Source organism: Enterococcus sp. AAFC-DPL-5182 (genome assembly GCF_058216605.1).
Window position 1 is genome coordinate 3,210,597 of sequence record NZ_CM177101.1, and the last position, 15,737, is coordinate 3,226,333.

Consider the following 15,737-nt stretch of genomic DNA (forward strand, 5'->3'; position numbering starts at 1 on the left):
AACTTGGATTGTTATATTATTCCTATCGTTCGGCGTGTTTCATCAGTGCCTTGCGACAAGATATAATATACCAAGATTATACGCTTAGGTCAACTAAAATTTGCACTTTTTTCAAACTTTTTTTCGTTACCGATTGTTTTATTACTTTCGTTCTTTATTGTTCGTTTTTAACACTTCGAATAGTTAGTTTTTATACCTTTTATCTGGATTTTTTCAGAAAATAAAAAAGAGTAGATTATCAATAAATAATCTACTCTTTCATACTTTATCTCATTGTTGGAAATAATAGTACATCACGAATCGATTGAGCATCTGTTAAGAGCATTACCAAACGGTCAATTCCTATTCCTAGCCCACCGGTTGGCGGTAATCCGTATTCTAAGGCCTCGATAAAGTCTTCATCTACACCATGAGCTTCATCATTTCCTTGTTCACGTTCTTTTTCTTGGTCTTCAAAACGTCCACGCTGATCGATAGGATCATTTAGCTCAGTAAATGCATTGGCAAATTCTTTTCCTACTATAAATAGTTCAAAACGATCGGTAAAACGACCATCTTCTGGATTTTTCTTCGCTAAAGGAGAAACTTCTACTGGATGTCCGTAAACAAACGTTGGCTGTTGTAGTGTCTCTTCAACAAATGTTTCAAAGAATTCATTTAAAATGTGCCCAACTGACATATTATCGTTGATTTCTACATTATGTTCTTTTGCTAAAGAACGAGCTTCCTCAACAGTCATTTCTTTCCAGAAATCAACACCTGTTTGCTCTTTAATCGCGTCAACCATGTGTACACGTCTAAATTCAGAGCCTAAGTCAACTTCTTGCCCATCATACGTGATCGTTGTTGTTCCTAAAACTTTTTCTGCTGCATTACGGATGATTCCTTCTGTTAGGTCCATCACATCTTTGTAATCTGTATAAGCAGTATAAGCTTCTAGCATAGTAAATTCAGGGTTATGTGTTGTATCGATTCCTTCATTTCGGAATACTCGACCGATTTCGTAGACTTTTTCCATTCCTCCGACAATCAAGCGTTTCAAATGCAATTCCAAAGCGATTCGTAAATATAAGTCCATATCCAATGCATTATGATGGGTAATAAACGGACGTGCTGCGGCACCACCAGCATCATTATGCAAAACAGGAGTTTCCACTTCTACATAGCCATTGCTGTCAAGGTAGCGGCGAATCTCACTAATGATTTGGCTACGTTTCATGAAACGGTCAAAACTATCTTTATTACTAATTAAATCTAAATAGCGTTGACGGTAACGTTGTTCGATGTTTGTTAAACCGTGGTATTTATCTGGTAATGGACGCAATGCTTTTGTTAACAAAACAATTGTTTTCGCTTTAACTGTCACTTCGCCTGTATCAGTTTTCATAATCTGACCCGTTACACCAAAGAAATCACCTAAATCAGCATGCTTAAATAACTCATATGCTTCATCACCGACTTGGTCTTTGCGCACGTAGATTTGAAGTTGTCCTTCACGATCTTGTAAATGAGCAAATCCAGCTTTACCTTTACCACGTTTAGTCATCATACGACCAGCGACACTTGCTGATAAATCCATTTCATTTAATTCTTCTTTTGAATGTTGGTCAAATTGTTCATGTAATTCTTTTGAATTATGTGTTCGGTCAAAACGCTTCCCGAAAGGATCGATCCCTTCTTCACGTAAGTTTTCCATTTTTTCACGACGCACAAGCATTTGATCATTCAGATCTTCTTGATGCGCTTGTTGTTCATCTGCCACTGTATTTCCTCCATTCTGAAATCACATACCCTTATAATGCCACATTGAAACAAAAAAAAGCAAGCCGAATTTCTGTTTCAGCCTGCTTTTTTTATTAGATTATTTCGATTGCTTCTTTTTCTGCATGTTTTTCTGCTTTTTCTTCGAAGGCTTCTAACAGATCAACCATCGCTTGTTGGGATTCTGCTTGATTGATTGCAGCTTTCACTTTTGCAGCACGCGGAATACCTTTAAGATAGTACGCAGCATGTTGACGGAATTCTCTTGTCGCAATTTTTTCACCTTTTAAATCAACTAGTCGTTGTAAATGAACTTTAGCCGTTTCGATTTTTTCACGTGGAGTCGGTTCTGGCATTAGCTCTCCTGTTTCAAGGTATTGTTTTGTACGTTGAATCATCCAAGGGTTTCCTAAAGCAGCTCTACCGATCATCACACCATCCGCCCCCACATACTCTAACATACGTTTGGCATCTTCTGGTGTGCGTACATCCCCATTTCCCATAAAAGGAATCGTTAGATGTTGTTTCACTTCTTTTAAAACATCCCAATTTGCTTGCCCTTCATACATTTGAACTCTTGTACGCCCATGCATTGCAATAGCTGAGGCTCCTGCTTTTTCAGCAGCTAACGCATTTTCAACTGCAAATAAGTGTTCTTCATCCCAGCCAGTTCTCATTTTTACCGTAACGGGCAAATCAATCGCAGAAGAAACGGCATCTACCATTTCATAAACTTTGTTCGGATCTAATAGCCATTTAGCGCCAGCTTCTGCTTTGATCACTTTATTTACAGGACAGCCCATGTTGATGTCGATGATTGCAGCTTTTGTATTTTCTTCTACAAATTTTGCTGCTTCCACCAAGTTTTCTTTGTCTCCACCGAAAATCTGTACACTTAACGGGTATTCTTTCTCATCTATATAGAGCATATCTAATGTTTTTTGATTTCTTTGCTGTATGCCTTTGTCACTGATCATTTCACAGACAACAAGGCCTGCACCAAATTCTTTGACCGTTACACGAAAAGCAGCATTGCTAATCCCCGCCATCGGGGCTACTACAACACGATTTGGAATTTCGACATTTCCTATTTTCCACATAGTGCATCTCTCCTACTTTTCACGCGTATTTTTGATTGCTTCATCTCGTAGTTCAATTAAATCCTCTTCACTATAGTGATATTTGTTACCACAGAATTGACAAACCGCTTCTGCTCCGTGGTCTTCTTCGATCATCGCATTGATTTCATCTAGACCAACTGCAATGATTGCTGTGCCAAATTTTTCTTTTGAGCAGTTACATTTAAATTGAACAGGCATTTTTTCTAAGATTTCAATTTCATCTTTGCCAAGTAGACGTTCTAATATCCCTTCTGGTGATTCCCCTTCATCAATCAAGCGAGAAATCATTGGTACTTCCTGCAAACGTTGTTCGATAAAGTCGATCGTTTTTTCATCGGCTCCAGGCATGACTTGGATCATAAAACCGCCAGCAGCTTTTACACTTTCATCTGTATCAACTAAAACACTCAAACCGATTGCAGATGGAATTTGTTCTGAAACAGCCATAAAGTAGGTAAAATCCTCACCGATTTCACCAGAAACGATTGGTGTTTGCCCTGAAAATGTTTCTTTCAAGCCTAAATCTTTGATTACAGTGAAAATCCCTTCAGTTCCCACAGCACCACGGACATCGATTTTGCCACTTTCATTCAACGTTAAACTAACATGAGGATTTTTTATGTATCCTTTAGTATTCCCACTACCATCGCTATCAACCACGATTCCTCCTGCTGGTCCGTTACCTTGGACTTTTACAGTTAGCTTATCATCGCCTTTTAAAGTAGCACCTAATAATAGCGCACCAACCATTGTTCTACCTAATGCTGCAGTTGACGAACTCCATGTATCGTGACGTTTTTGTGCTTCTGATATTGTATTTGTTGCGCAAACTGCATAAGCGCGAATTGATCCTTCATAACATAATGCTTTTACTAAGTAATCTTCCATTTTATTTTCCTCTTCTCACTTGCTTCGTTTTTTGACTCATTATCAGATAATACTAGGATTTAGCTATTTTTTCAACTAAATAATTTCAACTTGAAGAAAAGAGCACCCCGTAAAAGGGATGCTCTAAATGTTTTATTTGTAACGATCGTCAAAGTTATTACGGTCATATTCAGAATCATTTTTACGTTCATCATCAGATTTAGTTTCTGACTGAACTTTTTCTTCTGTTTTTTCGCTGTCCGCTTTTACTTCTTCTGCTTCGTCATGTAGTTCTTTTTTTGCATCTTCAAAGTCTTGTTTTTCTTCTGCTTGTCTTTGCGCATCTTTTTCTTCTAATGCACGTTTTGCTTCTTCAAATGTTTGAGCTTTTTCACTAGGGAATTGGCTGTCGATAACATCTTGGGGCATAACGCCTTCTTCAAACAATGACTTGATGCTGCGAGCATCTAATGTTTCATACTCTAACAGTTTTTCTGCAATTAGTTTGTGTTGAGCACGGTGAGATTCAATGATTTCACGTGCTTTATCATGAGCTTCCATCAAGATACGACGTACTTCTTGATCGATTTCAAATGCTACTTGCTCAGAATATGCTTTCGTTTGACCATAGTCACGGCCAACAAAGACTTGATGGTTCCCTTCATATTGAACAGGACCTAATTTGTCGCTCATTCCATATTCAGTTACCATGCTACGGGCAATACCTGTTGCTTGTTCAAAGTCATTAGATGCACCTGTTGATTGAACATCGAAAATAATTTCTTCCGCTGTACGTCCACCAAGTAATCCAACGATTTGTTCAAACATGTCTTCTTTGGTCATCAAGAATTGATCTTCTTTTGGTAAAGCAATCATGTAACCGCCAGCACGTCCACGAGGGATGATCGTCACTTTATGAACGATACGAGCACGGCTTAAGACTAAACCAACAATTGTATGTCCAGCTTCGTGGTAAGCAACCATTTCGCGTTCTTTTTTGTTGATTACACGATCTTTTTTCGCAGGTCCTGCGATTACACGATCTTCTGCTTCATCCACATCGGATGCATCAATTTTCTTTTTATTACGACGAGCAGCAACTAATGCAGCTTCGTTCAATACGTTTTCTAAATCAGCACCAGCAAAACCTGGTGTTTGTTGTGCAACAACTTTTAAATCAACGTCATCAGCCAACGGTTTGTTACGAGCATGAACTTTAAGAATCGCTTCACGACCTTTAACATCAGGACGACCAACTAAAATTTGACGGTCAAAACGACCTGGACGTAATAACGCTGGGTCTAACACGTCTGAACGGTTTGTTGCAGCTACGACGATTACGCCTTCGTTGCCATCAAATCCATCCATTTCAACTAACAATTGGTTAAGAGTTTGTTCACGTTCATCGTGTCCGCCACCCATACCAGCACCACGTTGACGACCTACTGCATCGATTTCATCGATAAAGATGATCGCTGGAGCATTTTTCTTCGCTGTTTCAAATAAGTCACGGACACGGCTCGCACCGACACCGACGAACATTTCAACGAAGTCTGAACCTGAGATAGAATAAAAAGGTACGCCTGCTTCACCGGCAACGGCTTTAGCAAGTAATGTTTTACCGGTTCCTGGAGGTCCTTCTAATAGAACACCAGCAGGAATTCTTGCACCTAATTCAACGAAACGGCGAGGATCTTTTAAGAACTCGACCACTTCCACTAGTTCTTGTTTTTCTTCTTCCGCTCCTGCTACATCAGAGAAGCGTACGCGGTTCGCTTTTTTGTCTGCTTCTTTGGCTTTTGATTTACCAAAGTTCATAACACGGCCGCCGCCACCGCCACCGCCGCCTTGTTGTCCCATCATCATATAGAATAAGAAGATGAACAATACGATCGGTAAGAAACTAAACAAGATCGAAAGCCAAGCACCGCTTGATGATTGTTCTTTCACTGTAAGTTTCACATTATTGTCTTTGGCTAACTCTTGGATACCAGATAATGTGATATCGCTTGGTAAGACAAGCGTAGTAAATGCTTTTGTAGAAACTTCTGTCGATCCCCATAATGAAAGACCACCAGTATTTTTAATTTCTTGTTTTTCTTTGTACTGACCTGTGATTTTATACACACCATTGGTTGGTTGAATCGTCAGTTCTTTCACTTTACCTTCGTCTAACTGGGTACTGAAGGTTGAGTATTCGATATCTGGTGACTGGGGATTGTTATTTCCAAAGATGAAATAAACAACCATGACCATCGCCAAAATCAGTAATACATAATAAAGGCCATTTTTCATGCCGCTATTCTTTTTATTCATGCCTGTCCTCCTTTGACTACTGTGCGTAATTTAATTTTACGGTTTATTTTTTATCAATTCTGACCATTACATTGTAACATAACTAAATCTAAGAGAGATATTAATTTGATTCGTAGATTTCTGGTTTCAATACGCCTACATAAGGGAGATTCCGATAGGCTTCTGCATAATCCAAACCATACCCTACAACAAACTCATTGGGTACATCGAAACCAACATAGTCTGCGACGATATCAACAACACGACCTTCTGGTTTGTCTAACAACGTGACAATTTTCACAGATGCTGCTTTTCTATATTTAAAAAGATCAACTAGATAAGCCAACGTGCGTCCGCTATCGATGATATCTTCTACAATCAAGATATCACGACCTTCAACATTTGTATCTAGATCTTTGATGATCTTCACTTCGCCAGATGACACTGTTGCGTTTCCATAACTAGATACAGCCATAAAATCCATTTCTAAATGAGTATCAATACAGCGTGTGATATCAGCCATAAAAGGTATTGCACCCTTCAAAATACCGATCACTAAAGGATTTTTCCCTTTATAATCTTCTGTTAGTTGTTTCCCGAGTTCAACTGATTTTTCAAGAATTTGTTCCTTCGTGATCAAAACTTGTTTAATATCGTTCTCTAACATATTGCTCTCCTTTTCCTTTAAGGTCCGTCCTGCAACTCTTAGTGCTGGAGCACTTAGAAGTTGATGCGATCGAAACGCTAGTGTAGTGTCCCTTGCTTTAAGCGAATAAATTCGCAAGAGCAACGGCTTTCTTTCTCCTTTGAGGTCCTTAGTTATTATTTTATGTTATTTTGCTTCTTTGAATAAAAGTAATTTTTGGTTTTACTCTTTTATTTTATAAAGGAGCCTGTAGAGTATTTTATCAGTTTCTTTAGGAATACTCAAATATGAATTTACAAATTTTGGAACCCAAATAATCTCACCTTCAGCAGAAAGAACGACCCAAGCTTTTTCTCTGCTAGAATTAGGGATTTTTCTATCAATAAAAAAACGATTTAATCTTTTAGTCAAGCTTGATGTAAGCGAAATTCTATCTCCATTTTGACGATGACGAATCGTTAGCGGTAATGGTATTTGTCCGCTTATAAGCAGAGAATATTCTGTCCAACCTTTTACGGTTTCAGGTAATTCGAGTGTCTCTTCTACTTTTTCTAGAGCTAACCATTCATTTTCAGAAAGAAAAACATGTTGATTTACATCTAAATAAGTCGTTTCCCCTTCATAAGTTGATTCTTTTTTTGTCAGATGAAACTTATTGTATTCTTTTACAACTTGCCATCCTTGCGCAATATCCATGGATAACTGAGGTGCTGACTGATCAAACATATTTATCAGTTGTTTAATCTGTAACTGACTGATTGCCACACCTTCTGGTATGATCGTTCGTTGAAACAAATCTATTAGGAAAAAAGTTTGGATACTTCTTTTTTCTCGTTTCAACTCGGATAATTGAATCACCCAGCCATCTGTTGTCTTTTCTACCCACCGATCATATTTTGGTTCTATCACTGTCTGTATGAGTTCATCAGCTAATGTAACCTGTTCACTAAAACTTGCCATGTGTTCCAAAAATTTTGGATTTTCTTTTTTCAAAACTGGAATAACCTGATGTCTCAAGCGATTTCTCATGTAAGCATCACTCTGGTTAGTCTGATCTTCAAAATACACAATTCCCGTTTTTTCTGCGAACTGTCGCACTTCTTCTTTGGAAAAAATTAAGAAGGGGCGAATCAATTCCCCTGTTCCAAACGACTGCTTCTTTCTAATTCCAACTAAATTAGATAGCACACTTCCTCTCGTAAGCTTCATCAAAATCGTTTCAGCTTGATCGTCACTGTGATGTGCCGTCATAAGAACGGGAATTCCATCTTGCGCCATGATTTCAGAAAAAAAGTCATAGCGGAATCTACGTGCACGTGCTTCGGTATTCTGGGATTTATCTGCTTCTCCCCATACTTTACTGTAGTATGGTATTTCTAGTTTCTCACAATAGTTTTTCAGATAACTAGCTTCTGCTGCTGATTCCGTCCGCAATTGGTGATCAATATGAGCTACTACTAATGTTAGTTGATCTTTTTTAGCAGCAGTCCGCATTAACTCCAACAATACCATTGAATCAACGCCACCAGAAATAGCCAATAAAATTTTTTGGTTTGGTAGCCAATAATCGTTTCTTTTACAATGATCGTAAAATGTTTGAAACATCTACTCACCTCTTTGTATCTTAGTTTATAGACTCTCATAAAAAATGCACCAAACATAAAAGCCGAGCTTTCGCTCAGCTTCAGTTATTTATTCATTCGTTAGTTACGGCGTCCGCCGCGTCCACCACGTTTGCCTTCAGTGTTACGTTTTAATGAAGTTAAACGATCATCACTATCTTTTAAAAATGAACTCATCAATGAATCAAAATCTTGTTTTGAATTCATTGGTTGCGCTCTTGTAAATTGTTTTTTAGGCGCTGGACGTGAGTTGCGATCGCGATTTCCTTGATGCTCATTGTTATCACGACGTTGATATTCACGCTTGGGTTCTGCTGCTTGTTCTTGCGCTTTGCGAATCGACAAGCCTACTTTCCCATCATCACCGACTGAGGTAACTTTTACAGTCACTTCATCCCCTACGGTCAATACATCATGGATATCTTTTACGAATCCATTTGATACTTCACTAATGTGAACCAACCCTGTTTTTCCTTCACCTAAATCGATGAAGGCACCAAAATTAGTGATACCAGACACTTTTCCTGGCAACTTCGCTCCTACTTCAATTGACATAAAAAAAATGTTCCTCCTATTATTTACCCTATTATATCTGCAGTTATTCGCCTGATTGTTTTTCAGATGAATGAGACTGTGATTGACTATCTGATGATTTTTGTTCATTACTTGAGCTAGTCGTTCCGCCTAACTCCGGAATGTTGTAGATTTGTTCGCCTTCTTTGGAGACATAATAGCGGCTACGGGCTAACTTCGCCACGTAATCGTCATCTCTCAAAAGAGCAACATCTTGTTCTAAACGACTTAATTTCTTATCTGCTTCGCCAGATTCAGCTACAGCTTGTGCTTGCTGTTCTTTGAAAGCATTCAGTTGCTGGTAGTCCTTCACTAACTGGATACCTGAAACAATAAAAATCACAAACGCCACGAGAAAAACAACCGCCAGACGTCGACGCCTGAAAATCAACTGCTTTTGCTGTTTTTGAAATTCGGCATACTGTTCTTTTGTATACTCATTATCTAATGCAGCAACTTTTTCCATGTCTTTTTTCTTTTTGCCCATGTTTTCCGCTCCACTCGTTTTTTGGTTTGTCTGTCTCATTATACCAACATCTAAGAAGCTTGTCTAATCTAAATTGTCACTATTTTCGACTCTTTTCTCTGAAACAATCTGATACATCTTTTCTGCATCTTCTTTTTTCGTTGAATCACGAAGCTCAAGTACTTCGATTTCTAAGATTTTGTTTCCAAACTGAATTCTAACTTGATCACCAATTTTCACATTGCTTGATGATTTTGCGAGAATTCCATTGATTTGAATTCTTCCTTTATCAGCAACTTCTTTAGCGACAGGTCTTCTCTTAATGATACGTGAAACTTTTAAAAATTTGTCTAAGCGCATAAACCTTACCTCTTCATTCTTAATATTTTCGCTCCAAACGGTAATGTCAGCCATTCCCGAACCGTAAATAATTTTATTTTAATAATGGTGAAAACAAATGTAGCACCACCAACCAAGACTCCCACTAAAGCAACGACTAAGGCCTGTCCACGATGTTCGACAGTCCCTAAGAAAATTGCAATGACACCCTGATAACAGAATAACACAATTCCCATCATTCCTAAACTAATCATTAATTTTCTAGAGAAATGATTCTCTATAGCGAAGCGATTAATTTCTTTTTTTGAAAAAAGTATCAATATAAATAAGGTAACCACTAACCCTGCAATCGTTGACACACTAGTACCAAGCGTTCCCCAGGTATACGTTAGGGGGCTAGTTAAGAACAACTTGACTAACAATCCAATTCCAGCTGAAAGCATAGATACAAAAAATTGGTTACGGCTTTGTAGAATACTTTGATAAGCTTGAATGACTGCCATAAATGCAATGGAACAAACATACACACCTAAAACACCATTCCCGTTATAATCTTTAAACAAAGCAAAATTTATATAAGGGAGCAATAACATCAACCCTATTGAAGCTGCTGCTGCAATCGTTGTGGTCAAACGTAAGAATATTTTAGCGGCTTGTAAAAATCTTCCTTGCTCTTGACTCATGAAATACTTTGTCAAAGCTGGTAAAAAACTTGAACTTAGTGCTAACGCAACAACTAACCCCAATTGAACCAAGGGCTGACCACGATCGTACACCCCTTTATCGATTTTGGCCGCTGAATCACTGATACCTGCTGCAACTAAGGTGTTTTTCACAAAAAAGGAATCGATTAATTGAAAAAGAATCAAGAAGGCACTATATAAAGAGACCATTCCACCTTCAACTAGTAAACGTCCAAATAATTTTCCTGAGCTTTTTTCAGCTTTCCACTGGGTCAAGTACGCTGAACTTCCTACTCGAATTTTCCGATCATAATACCAAAGAATTCCTGCAGCAACGATACCACCAAATAAAGCTCCACCCATAGCAATCGTGCCAGTTTGATAAACAGACCAACCAAACCGACTAAAAGAATAAGCTGCAACCAAAATCACACCTACTCGAACAAGTTGCTCCATCACTTGTGAAACCGCACTGGGAATCATCATTAGATGTCCTTGAAAATTACCGCGATAAAAGGATAATATGGGCACTAATAAGAATGTAAAAGAGACCACTTGGATCAAAGTAGCCAGTTGAGCATCGCCCATCATAAAGGCTATTTCATGGCTCCCGAAAAAGAAAAATGCCCAACACAAACTCGCGATCATAAAGACAAACGGAAAGAGTTGCTGTAACACCTTCTTCTGTCCACTAATATCAGGTTGCTCTGCTACGATTTTTGAAATAAACTGCGGCAACCCCGATAACGCTAAAGTCATCGCAATACCATAGATTGGATAAACTTGCTGGTAAACATAAAATCCTTCATCACCAACTAAGTTTTGAAAAGGCACCCGATAAACTGCACTCAGCACTTTGGCAATAAATGATGCAATAGTTAAAATAGCTGCACCTTGCATCATCGATCGCATTTCTTTGTGTGCCATTGGTTGACCTCCTATTTTAAAGCTGAATGAGCTCGCCCAGCTCTGACAGAAAAATAAGACTGAGGTGTCTTTTACCTCATTCATATTTTATCTTTTTTCCGAAGACCTTCAATCCTTAGAGCTTTAGCTCTTAGGAATTGTTGAGATCGAAGCAGAGCATAGTGCTAGCCCGTAAAGCTAGATACATTCAACTCACTCTTCCTCAACAGCTGCCGTCTTGTATTTTTCTTGTCTTAAAGCTGTAGTAAAGGATGCTACTTCTTGTAGCCAAGCAGCTTCTTTCATATCTTTTGGTACTTTTAAACGAACGGACATTTTTTCATTCTCGACAGCAAGATCTGCTTTTAGCTGAGTCTGAGCTAGTGCCTCAAATAATTGTTCTACACTATAGGTTTTTGTACCGATTTTACTCAAGGTAAATGTAATTTCTTGCTGTCTTTTACGAATTGTTTCCAGCAACGCACGATCACCGTCCATTTTGATTTGTCCCGTCGTCAATAAGTGGGCCACTTCATCTGGGTATTCACCAAAACGATCAAGGAGATCTGATTCTAGTTCATCGTACATATCCATATTTTCTAACTGACGAATTCGTTTATAAATCTCAATTTTTTGACGTTCGTCTGAAATATAACTTGTTGGTAAATAAGCATCAATACCCAAGTCGATCTCAACAGATGTTTTTTGATCCTGAATGTTTTTCCCTTGCTTGCGGGCAACAGCCTCTGAAAGCATTTGTGAGTACATGTCAAATCCAACTGAATCGATAAAGCCATGCTGTTGGGCGCCTAATAAGTTTCCCGCCCCACGAATCGATAAATCCCGCATCGCAATTTTAAATCCTGAACCCAACTCAGTAAAGTCTTTGATTGCTTCTAAACGCTTTTCACTCACTTCATTCAAAATCTTTTGCTGCTCATACATAAAGTAAGCATATGCAACTCGATTACTTCGACCAACTCGGCCTCGCAATTGGTACAAAGTCGATAATCCCATGTAATCAGCATTTTCTACAAATAACGTATTGGCGTTTGGAATATCTACGCCTGTTTCAATGATGGTTGTCGTAACTAAAACATCATATTGACGTTCAATAAAATCAAATAAGGTGTTTTCCAATTGAACTTCAGTCATCTGACCATGCGCGTAAGCAATTCTGGCATCTGGTACTAATGCTTGGATTTCTTCGACTTTTTGCTCGATCGTATCCACTCGATTGTAGAGATAAAAGACTTGTCCATCACGAGCCATTTCTCTTTCGATCGCTTCTCTGATTGCGCCTGGATTGTTCTCCATAACATAAGTTTGAATTGGATAACGATTTTCCGGTGGTGTCTCAATAACCGAAAGATCACGAACCCCAAGCATTGACATATGCAGCGTTCTCGGGATCGGTGTTGCCGTCAACGTTAAAACATCAACCTGGGCCCGAAGTTGTTTTAGACGTTCTTTATGCTTCACACCAAAACGTTGTTCTTCATCGATAACTAATAACCCTAAATCACTGAACTTCACATCTTGGGAAAGCAATCGGTGAGTCCCTACTACAATGTCCACTTGACCATGTTTGATTTTTTCGATCGTTTCATTTTGTTGTTTTTTCGTTCTAAATCGGCTCAACAAGCCTACTTCCACAGGAAAACCCTCAAAACGATCAAGCATCGTTTCGTAATGTTGCTGCGCTAAAATAGTCGTAGGAACTAAAAAAGCAACTTGTTTATTGTTATTGATTGCTTTAAAAGCAGCACGCAAAGCGACTTCTGTTTTCCCATAGCCCACATCACCGACTAGTAAACGATCCATTGGTCTTGTTTTTTCCATGTCATGTTTAATTTCAGCCGTACTACGTAGCTGATCATCTGTTTCACTATAGGGAAAAGCATCTTCAAATTCCTTTTGGTATGCATCATCTGGCGGAAAAGCGTAGCCTTTTTCTGATTCTCTTGAAGCATAAAGTTGAATCAAATCATCCGCAATATCTTCGATTTTAGAAGAAACTTTGCGTTTGGTCTTACTCCATTCACTGCCGCCTAATTTGTTTACTTTAGGCGATTTGGCTTCAGAAGCTACGAATTTTTGGATCAAGTTCAGCTGGGTAACAGGAATAAATAGCTTATCATCATTTTGATATAAAATTGTGATGTAATCTTGATGAACGCCGTCAACTTCCAATGTCTGCATACCAATATATTTACCGATTCCGTGGTTTGCATGAACAACATAATCTCCATTTTTCAGATCACTATAGCTTTTTAGTCGTTCTGCATTCGAAACGGTTTGGCGTCTTGCTCTTTTTTTCGTTGTAGTATGGAAAATTTCTTTTTCTGTGATGGCAACGATTTTTTCGACTGGCAATTCAAAACCAGACTGCAATGAGCCTTCGACGATTTGAATTTTCCCTTCAATTAATTTCTCTTCAGATGCCGTTACACTTGAAATGTCAAAATCACGAAACAACTCTTCGACTTTTTGACTTCGTTCTTTCGTTGGTACAAAAACCACAACTGTCTGATCTTGTTTTTGCCAACGATCCATTTCTGTTTTTAATAGTGGCATTTGACCGAAGAATTGCTGCATTGAACGATACTGAAAATTATGAATTGCTTGAAAACGTAGATTTCCCATTCCTTTTTGGAATAACGAAAAAAAGGTTGTTGCAAATGTCATTTTTCTTACTTGTTCATGGAATTCCAAGCCAAATGTCTGCTCTGGAAAGACGCGCATTTCTTCTAATTTGAGAACTTGCCACTCGTTTTCTTCACGAATAATTTCACGTTCAGCTTCTAAAATACGCGCATAATCATCAATGAAAATTAAACTGTCTTCAGATAAATAATCAAGTAAGGTCGTTTTAGTTTCATATAAAAGGTCTGTGTAATAATGGGCTGTATCAGTAGGAATCCCTTGACTCCACGATGTCGATAGCTGTCCAAAGTAATCTTGAAGAAATTCTTTTTCGGTCGTATCTTTAGCGATCGCCATTCTTTTTGCTAGTGCTTTTGTCAGTTCTTTTTCACCATGGATCAGATCTTCTTTTGAAAATACGAGATCTGTCATTGGCGAAAGCGTCACAGATTCAATAGCGCCAACAGACCGTTGGGTATCTGCTTCAAAATAACGCAAAGAATCAATTTCGATATCAAATAACTCTGCTCTGACCGGATATTCTGCATTTAGTGGATAAACATCGACGATGCTTCCGCGAATACTAAAATCACCAGGCTTGCCGACTAATGATTGCCGTTCATACCCCATTAAAACTAATTGCTGCGCTAAAGTATCGAGCTCGATTTCTCCACCGATCTCCCAATGAAGCTGCGCTTGTTGCCATGTTTGCTTGCTTGGTAAATATTTTCTCAGACCTGCTACAGGAACTACAATGATTCCTGCTTGATCGGTCAAAAGGAAATTAAGCGCAGCTACTCTTTCCGCTCTTGCTTCTGGTGAAGAAAAAGCCATTTCTGCAGATAATACTTCGTCCACAGGAAATAGATAAACCTCTTCATCTGATAAGATATTACGAAAATCTTCCACTAACTGATTTCCATAATAAAGATTTGGAACAGCCACGACGATTTTTTTATTTTTTTCCTTGAACCCGCTAGTCATAACTAATGTTTTAGCAGAACCAGCTAAACCTGTAATCAACTGGCGGGTATTTGCTGTTAGTTGCTTTTGCCAATTTTGGGCTAATTCACTTGCACCAATTCGTTCCACGATGTTCACGTCAGGCTCCTCCTTCTATACTCTTTATTCTGATTACTTCCCATTAAATTGATTCATTGTGTCAACAAATGTGTGTCCCTCACAAGCATAGATCGCTGCATCTGCTGCATTTTTAACTGCAAGCAAAATCTCTTCATGCTGGTCTTTAGGAAAACCAGTTAATACATGATGAACGACTGTGTTGCTACCAATTGGGCGACCGATACCAATCTTGATTCTTGGAAACACATTTGTTCCTAGATGTGCTATCAAGCTCTTCATACCATTATGTCCGCCAGCGCTCCCTTTTCCACGTAAACGAATTTTGCCGATTTCTAAATCTAGGTCATCATAAATAACAATCAATTCCGTATCTTCTATCCCATAATAGGTCATTAAAGGACCTACTGAACGACCAGATTCATTCATAAATGTAAGAGGTTTGACCAACATGATTTTTTCTGTTCCTATAAAAAATTCAGCGATATCCGCTTCAAATTGACTTTTATTAAACGTTGCATTATAACGATGAGCGATTTCATCAACGGTGATAAAACCGATATTATGTTTTGTTTCTTGGTATTTGCTTCCTGGATTACCTAATCCGACGATCATTTTCATTTATTTATAGTCTCCTTAATAAGAGGTGCTCTTTACCACCATTTATTCATTCTCCAACACAAAATATCTGGGCAGGAGAATCCCTTGCCCAGTTTTTTTATAATTATACCA

General features: G+C 38.4%; 12 protein-coding genes. All 12 read right to left on the reverse strand.

All coding sequences use genetic code 11. From position 1 onward, the window contains the following. Positions 1-265 precede the first annotated feature (265 nt). Positions 266-1,762: a lysine--tRNA ligase gene (gene lysS / locus AC4BB7_RS15135; RefSeq protein WP_490483559.1), complete on the reverse strand. Its 1,497-nt coding sequence runs from the start codon at positions 1,760-1,762 to the stop codon at positions 266-268. Between the two features lie 94 nt (positions 1,763-1,856). Next, positions 1,857-2,861, reverse strand: a complete 1,005-nt coding sequence (gene dusB, locus AC4BB7_RS15140; protein ID WP_490483560.1) for a tRNA dihydrouridine synthase DusB — start codon at positions 2,859-2,861, stop codon at positions 1,857-1,859. Positions 2,862-2,873: 12 nt separating this feature from the next. Then, positions 2,874-3,770 carry an Hsp33 family molecular chaperone HslO gene (hslO, locus tag AC4BB7_RS15145; RefSeq protein ID WP_010772279.1) on the reverse strand — a complete coding sequence of 299 codons (897 nt, stop codon included), beginning with the start codon at positions 3,768-3,770 and terminating at the stop codon, positions 2,874-2,876. Positions 3,771-3,902: 132 nt separating this feature from the next. Beyond that, the gene (gene ftsH, locus AC4BB7_RS15150) at positions 3,903-6,065 is read right to left on the reverse strand and encodes an ATP-dependent zinc metalloprotease FtsH (RefSeq protein ID WP_086314341.1); all 2,163 of its coding nucleotides are present in this window, start codon (positions 6,063-6,065) and stop codon (positions 3,903-3,905) included. A 100-nt stretch (positions 6,066-6,165) separates the two neighbouring features. Continuing rightward, positions 6,166-6,711 (reverse strand): hypoxanthine phosphoribosyltransferase, encoded by a 546-nt coding sequence (hpt, locus tag AC4BB7_RS15155; protein ID WP_086314342.1) that lies wholly within the window; start codon positions 6,709-6,711, stop codon positions 6,166-6,168. 201 nt (positions 6,712-6,912) lie between these two features. Next, the gene (gene tilS / locus AC4BB7_RS15160) at positions 6,913-8,295 is read right to left on the reverse strand and encodes a tRNA lysidine(34) synthetase TilS (protein WP_490483561.1); all 1,383 of its coding nucleotides are present in this window, start codon (positions 8,293-8,295) and stop codon (positions 6,913-6,915) included. A 98-nt stretch (positions 8,296-8,393) separates the two neighbouring features. Continuing rightward, a complete protein-coding gene (locus AC4BB7_RS15165) occupies positions 8,394-8,867 on the reverse strand; it encodes a S1 domain-containing RNA-binding protein (RefSeq protein ID WP_025873388.1) in 474 nt (157 codons plus the stop codon). Between the two features lie 43 nt (positions 8,868-8,910). Continuing rightward, a complete protein-coding gene (locus AC4BB7_RS15170) occupies positions 8,911-9,372 on the reverse strand; it encodes an FtsB family cell division protein (protein WP_086314344.1) in 462 nt (153 codons plus the stop codon). Positions 9,373-9,435: 63 nt separating this feature from the next. Continuing rightward, complete coding sequence (locus AC4BB7_RS15175) at positions 9,436-9,711, reverse strand: RNA-binding S4 domain-containing protein (RefSeq protein WP_086314345.1); 276 nt, start codon at positions 9,709-9,711, stop codon at positions 9,436-9,438. A 5-nt stretch (positions 9,712-9,716) separates the two neighbouring features. Further along, a complete protein-coding gene (locus tag AC4BB7_RS15180; protein ID WP_490483562.1) occupies positions 9,717-11,300 on the reverse strand; it encodes a putative polysaccharide biosynthesis protein in 1,584 nt (527 codons plus the stop codon). Between the two features lie 192 nt (positions 11,301-11,492). Next, positions 11,493-15,008, reverse strand: coding sequence for a transcription-repair coupling factor (gene mfd / locus AC4BB7_RS15185; RefSeq protein WP_490485159.1), 3,516 nt, complete (start codon positions 15,006-15,008; stop codon positions 11,493-11,495). A gap of 51 nt (positions 15,009-15,059) precedes the next feature. Beyond that, a complete protein-coding gene (gene pth / locus AC4BB7_RS15190; RefSeq protein WP_086314347.1) occupies positions 15,060-15,626 on the reverse strand; it encodes an aminoacyl-tRNA hydrolase in 567 nt (188 codons plus the stop codon). Positions 15,627-15,737 lie beyond the last annotated feature (111 nt).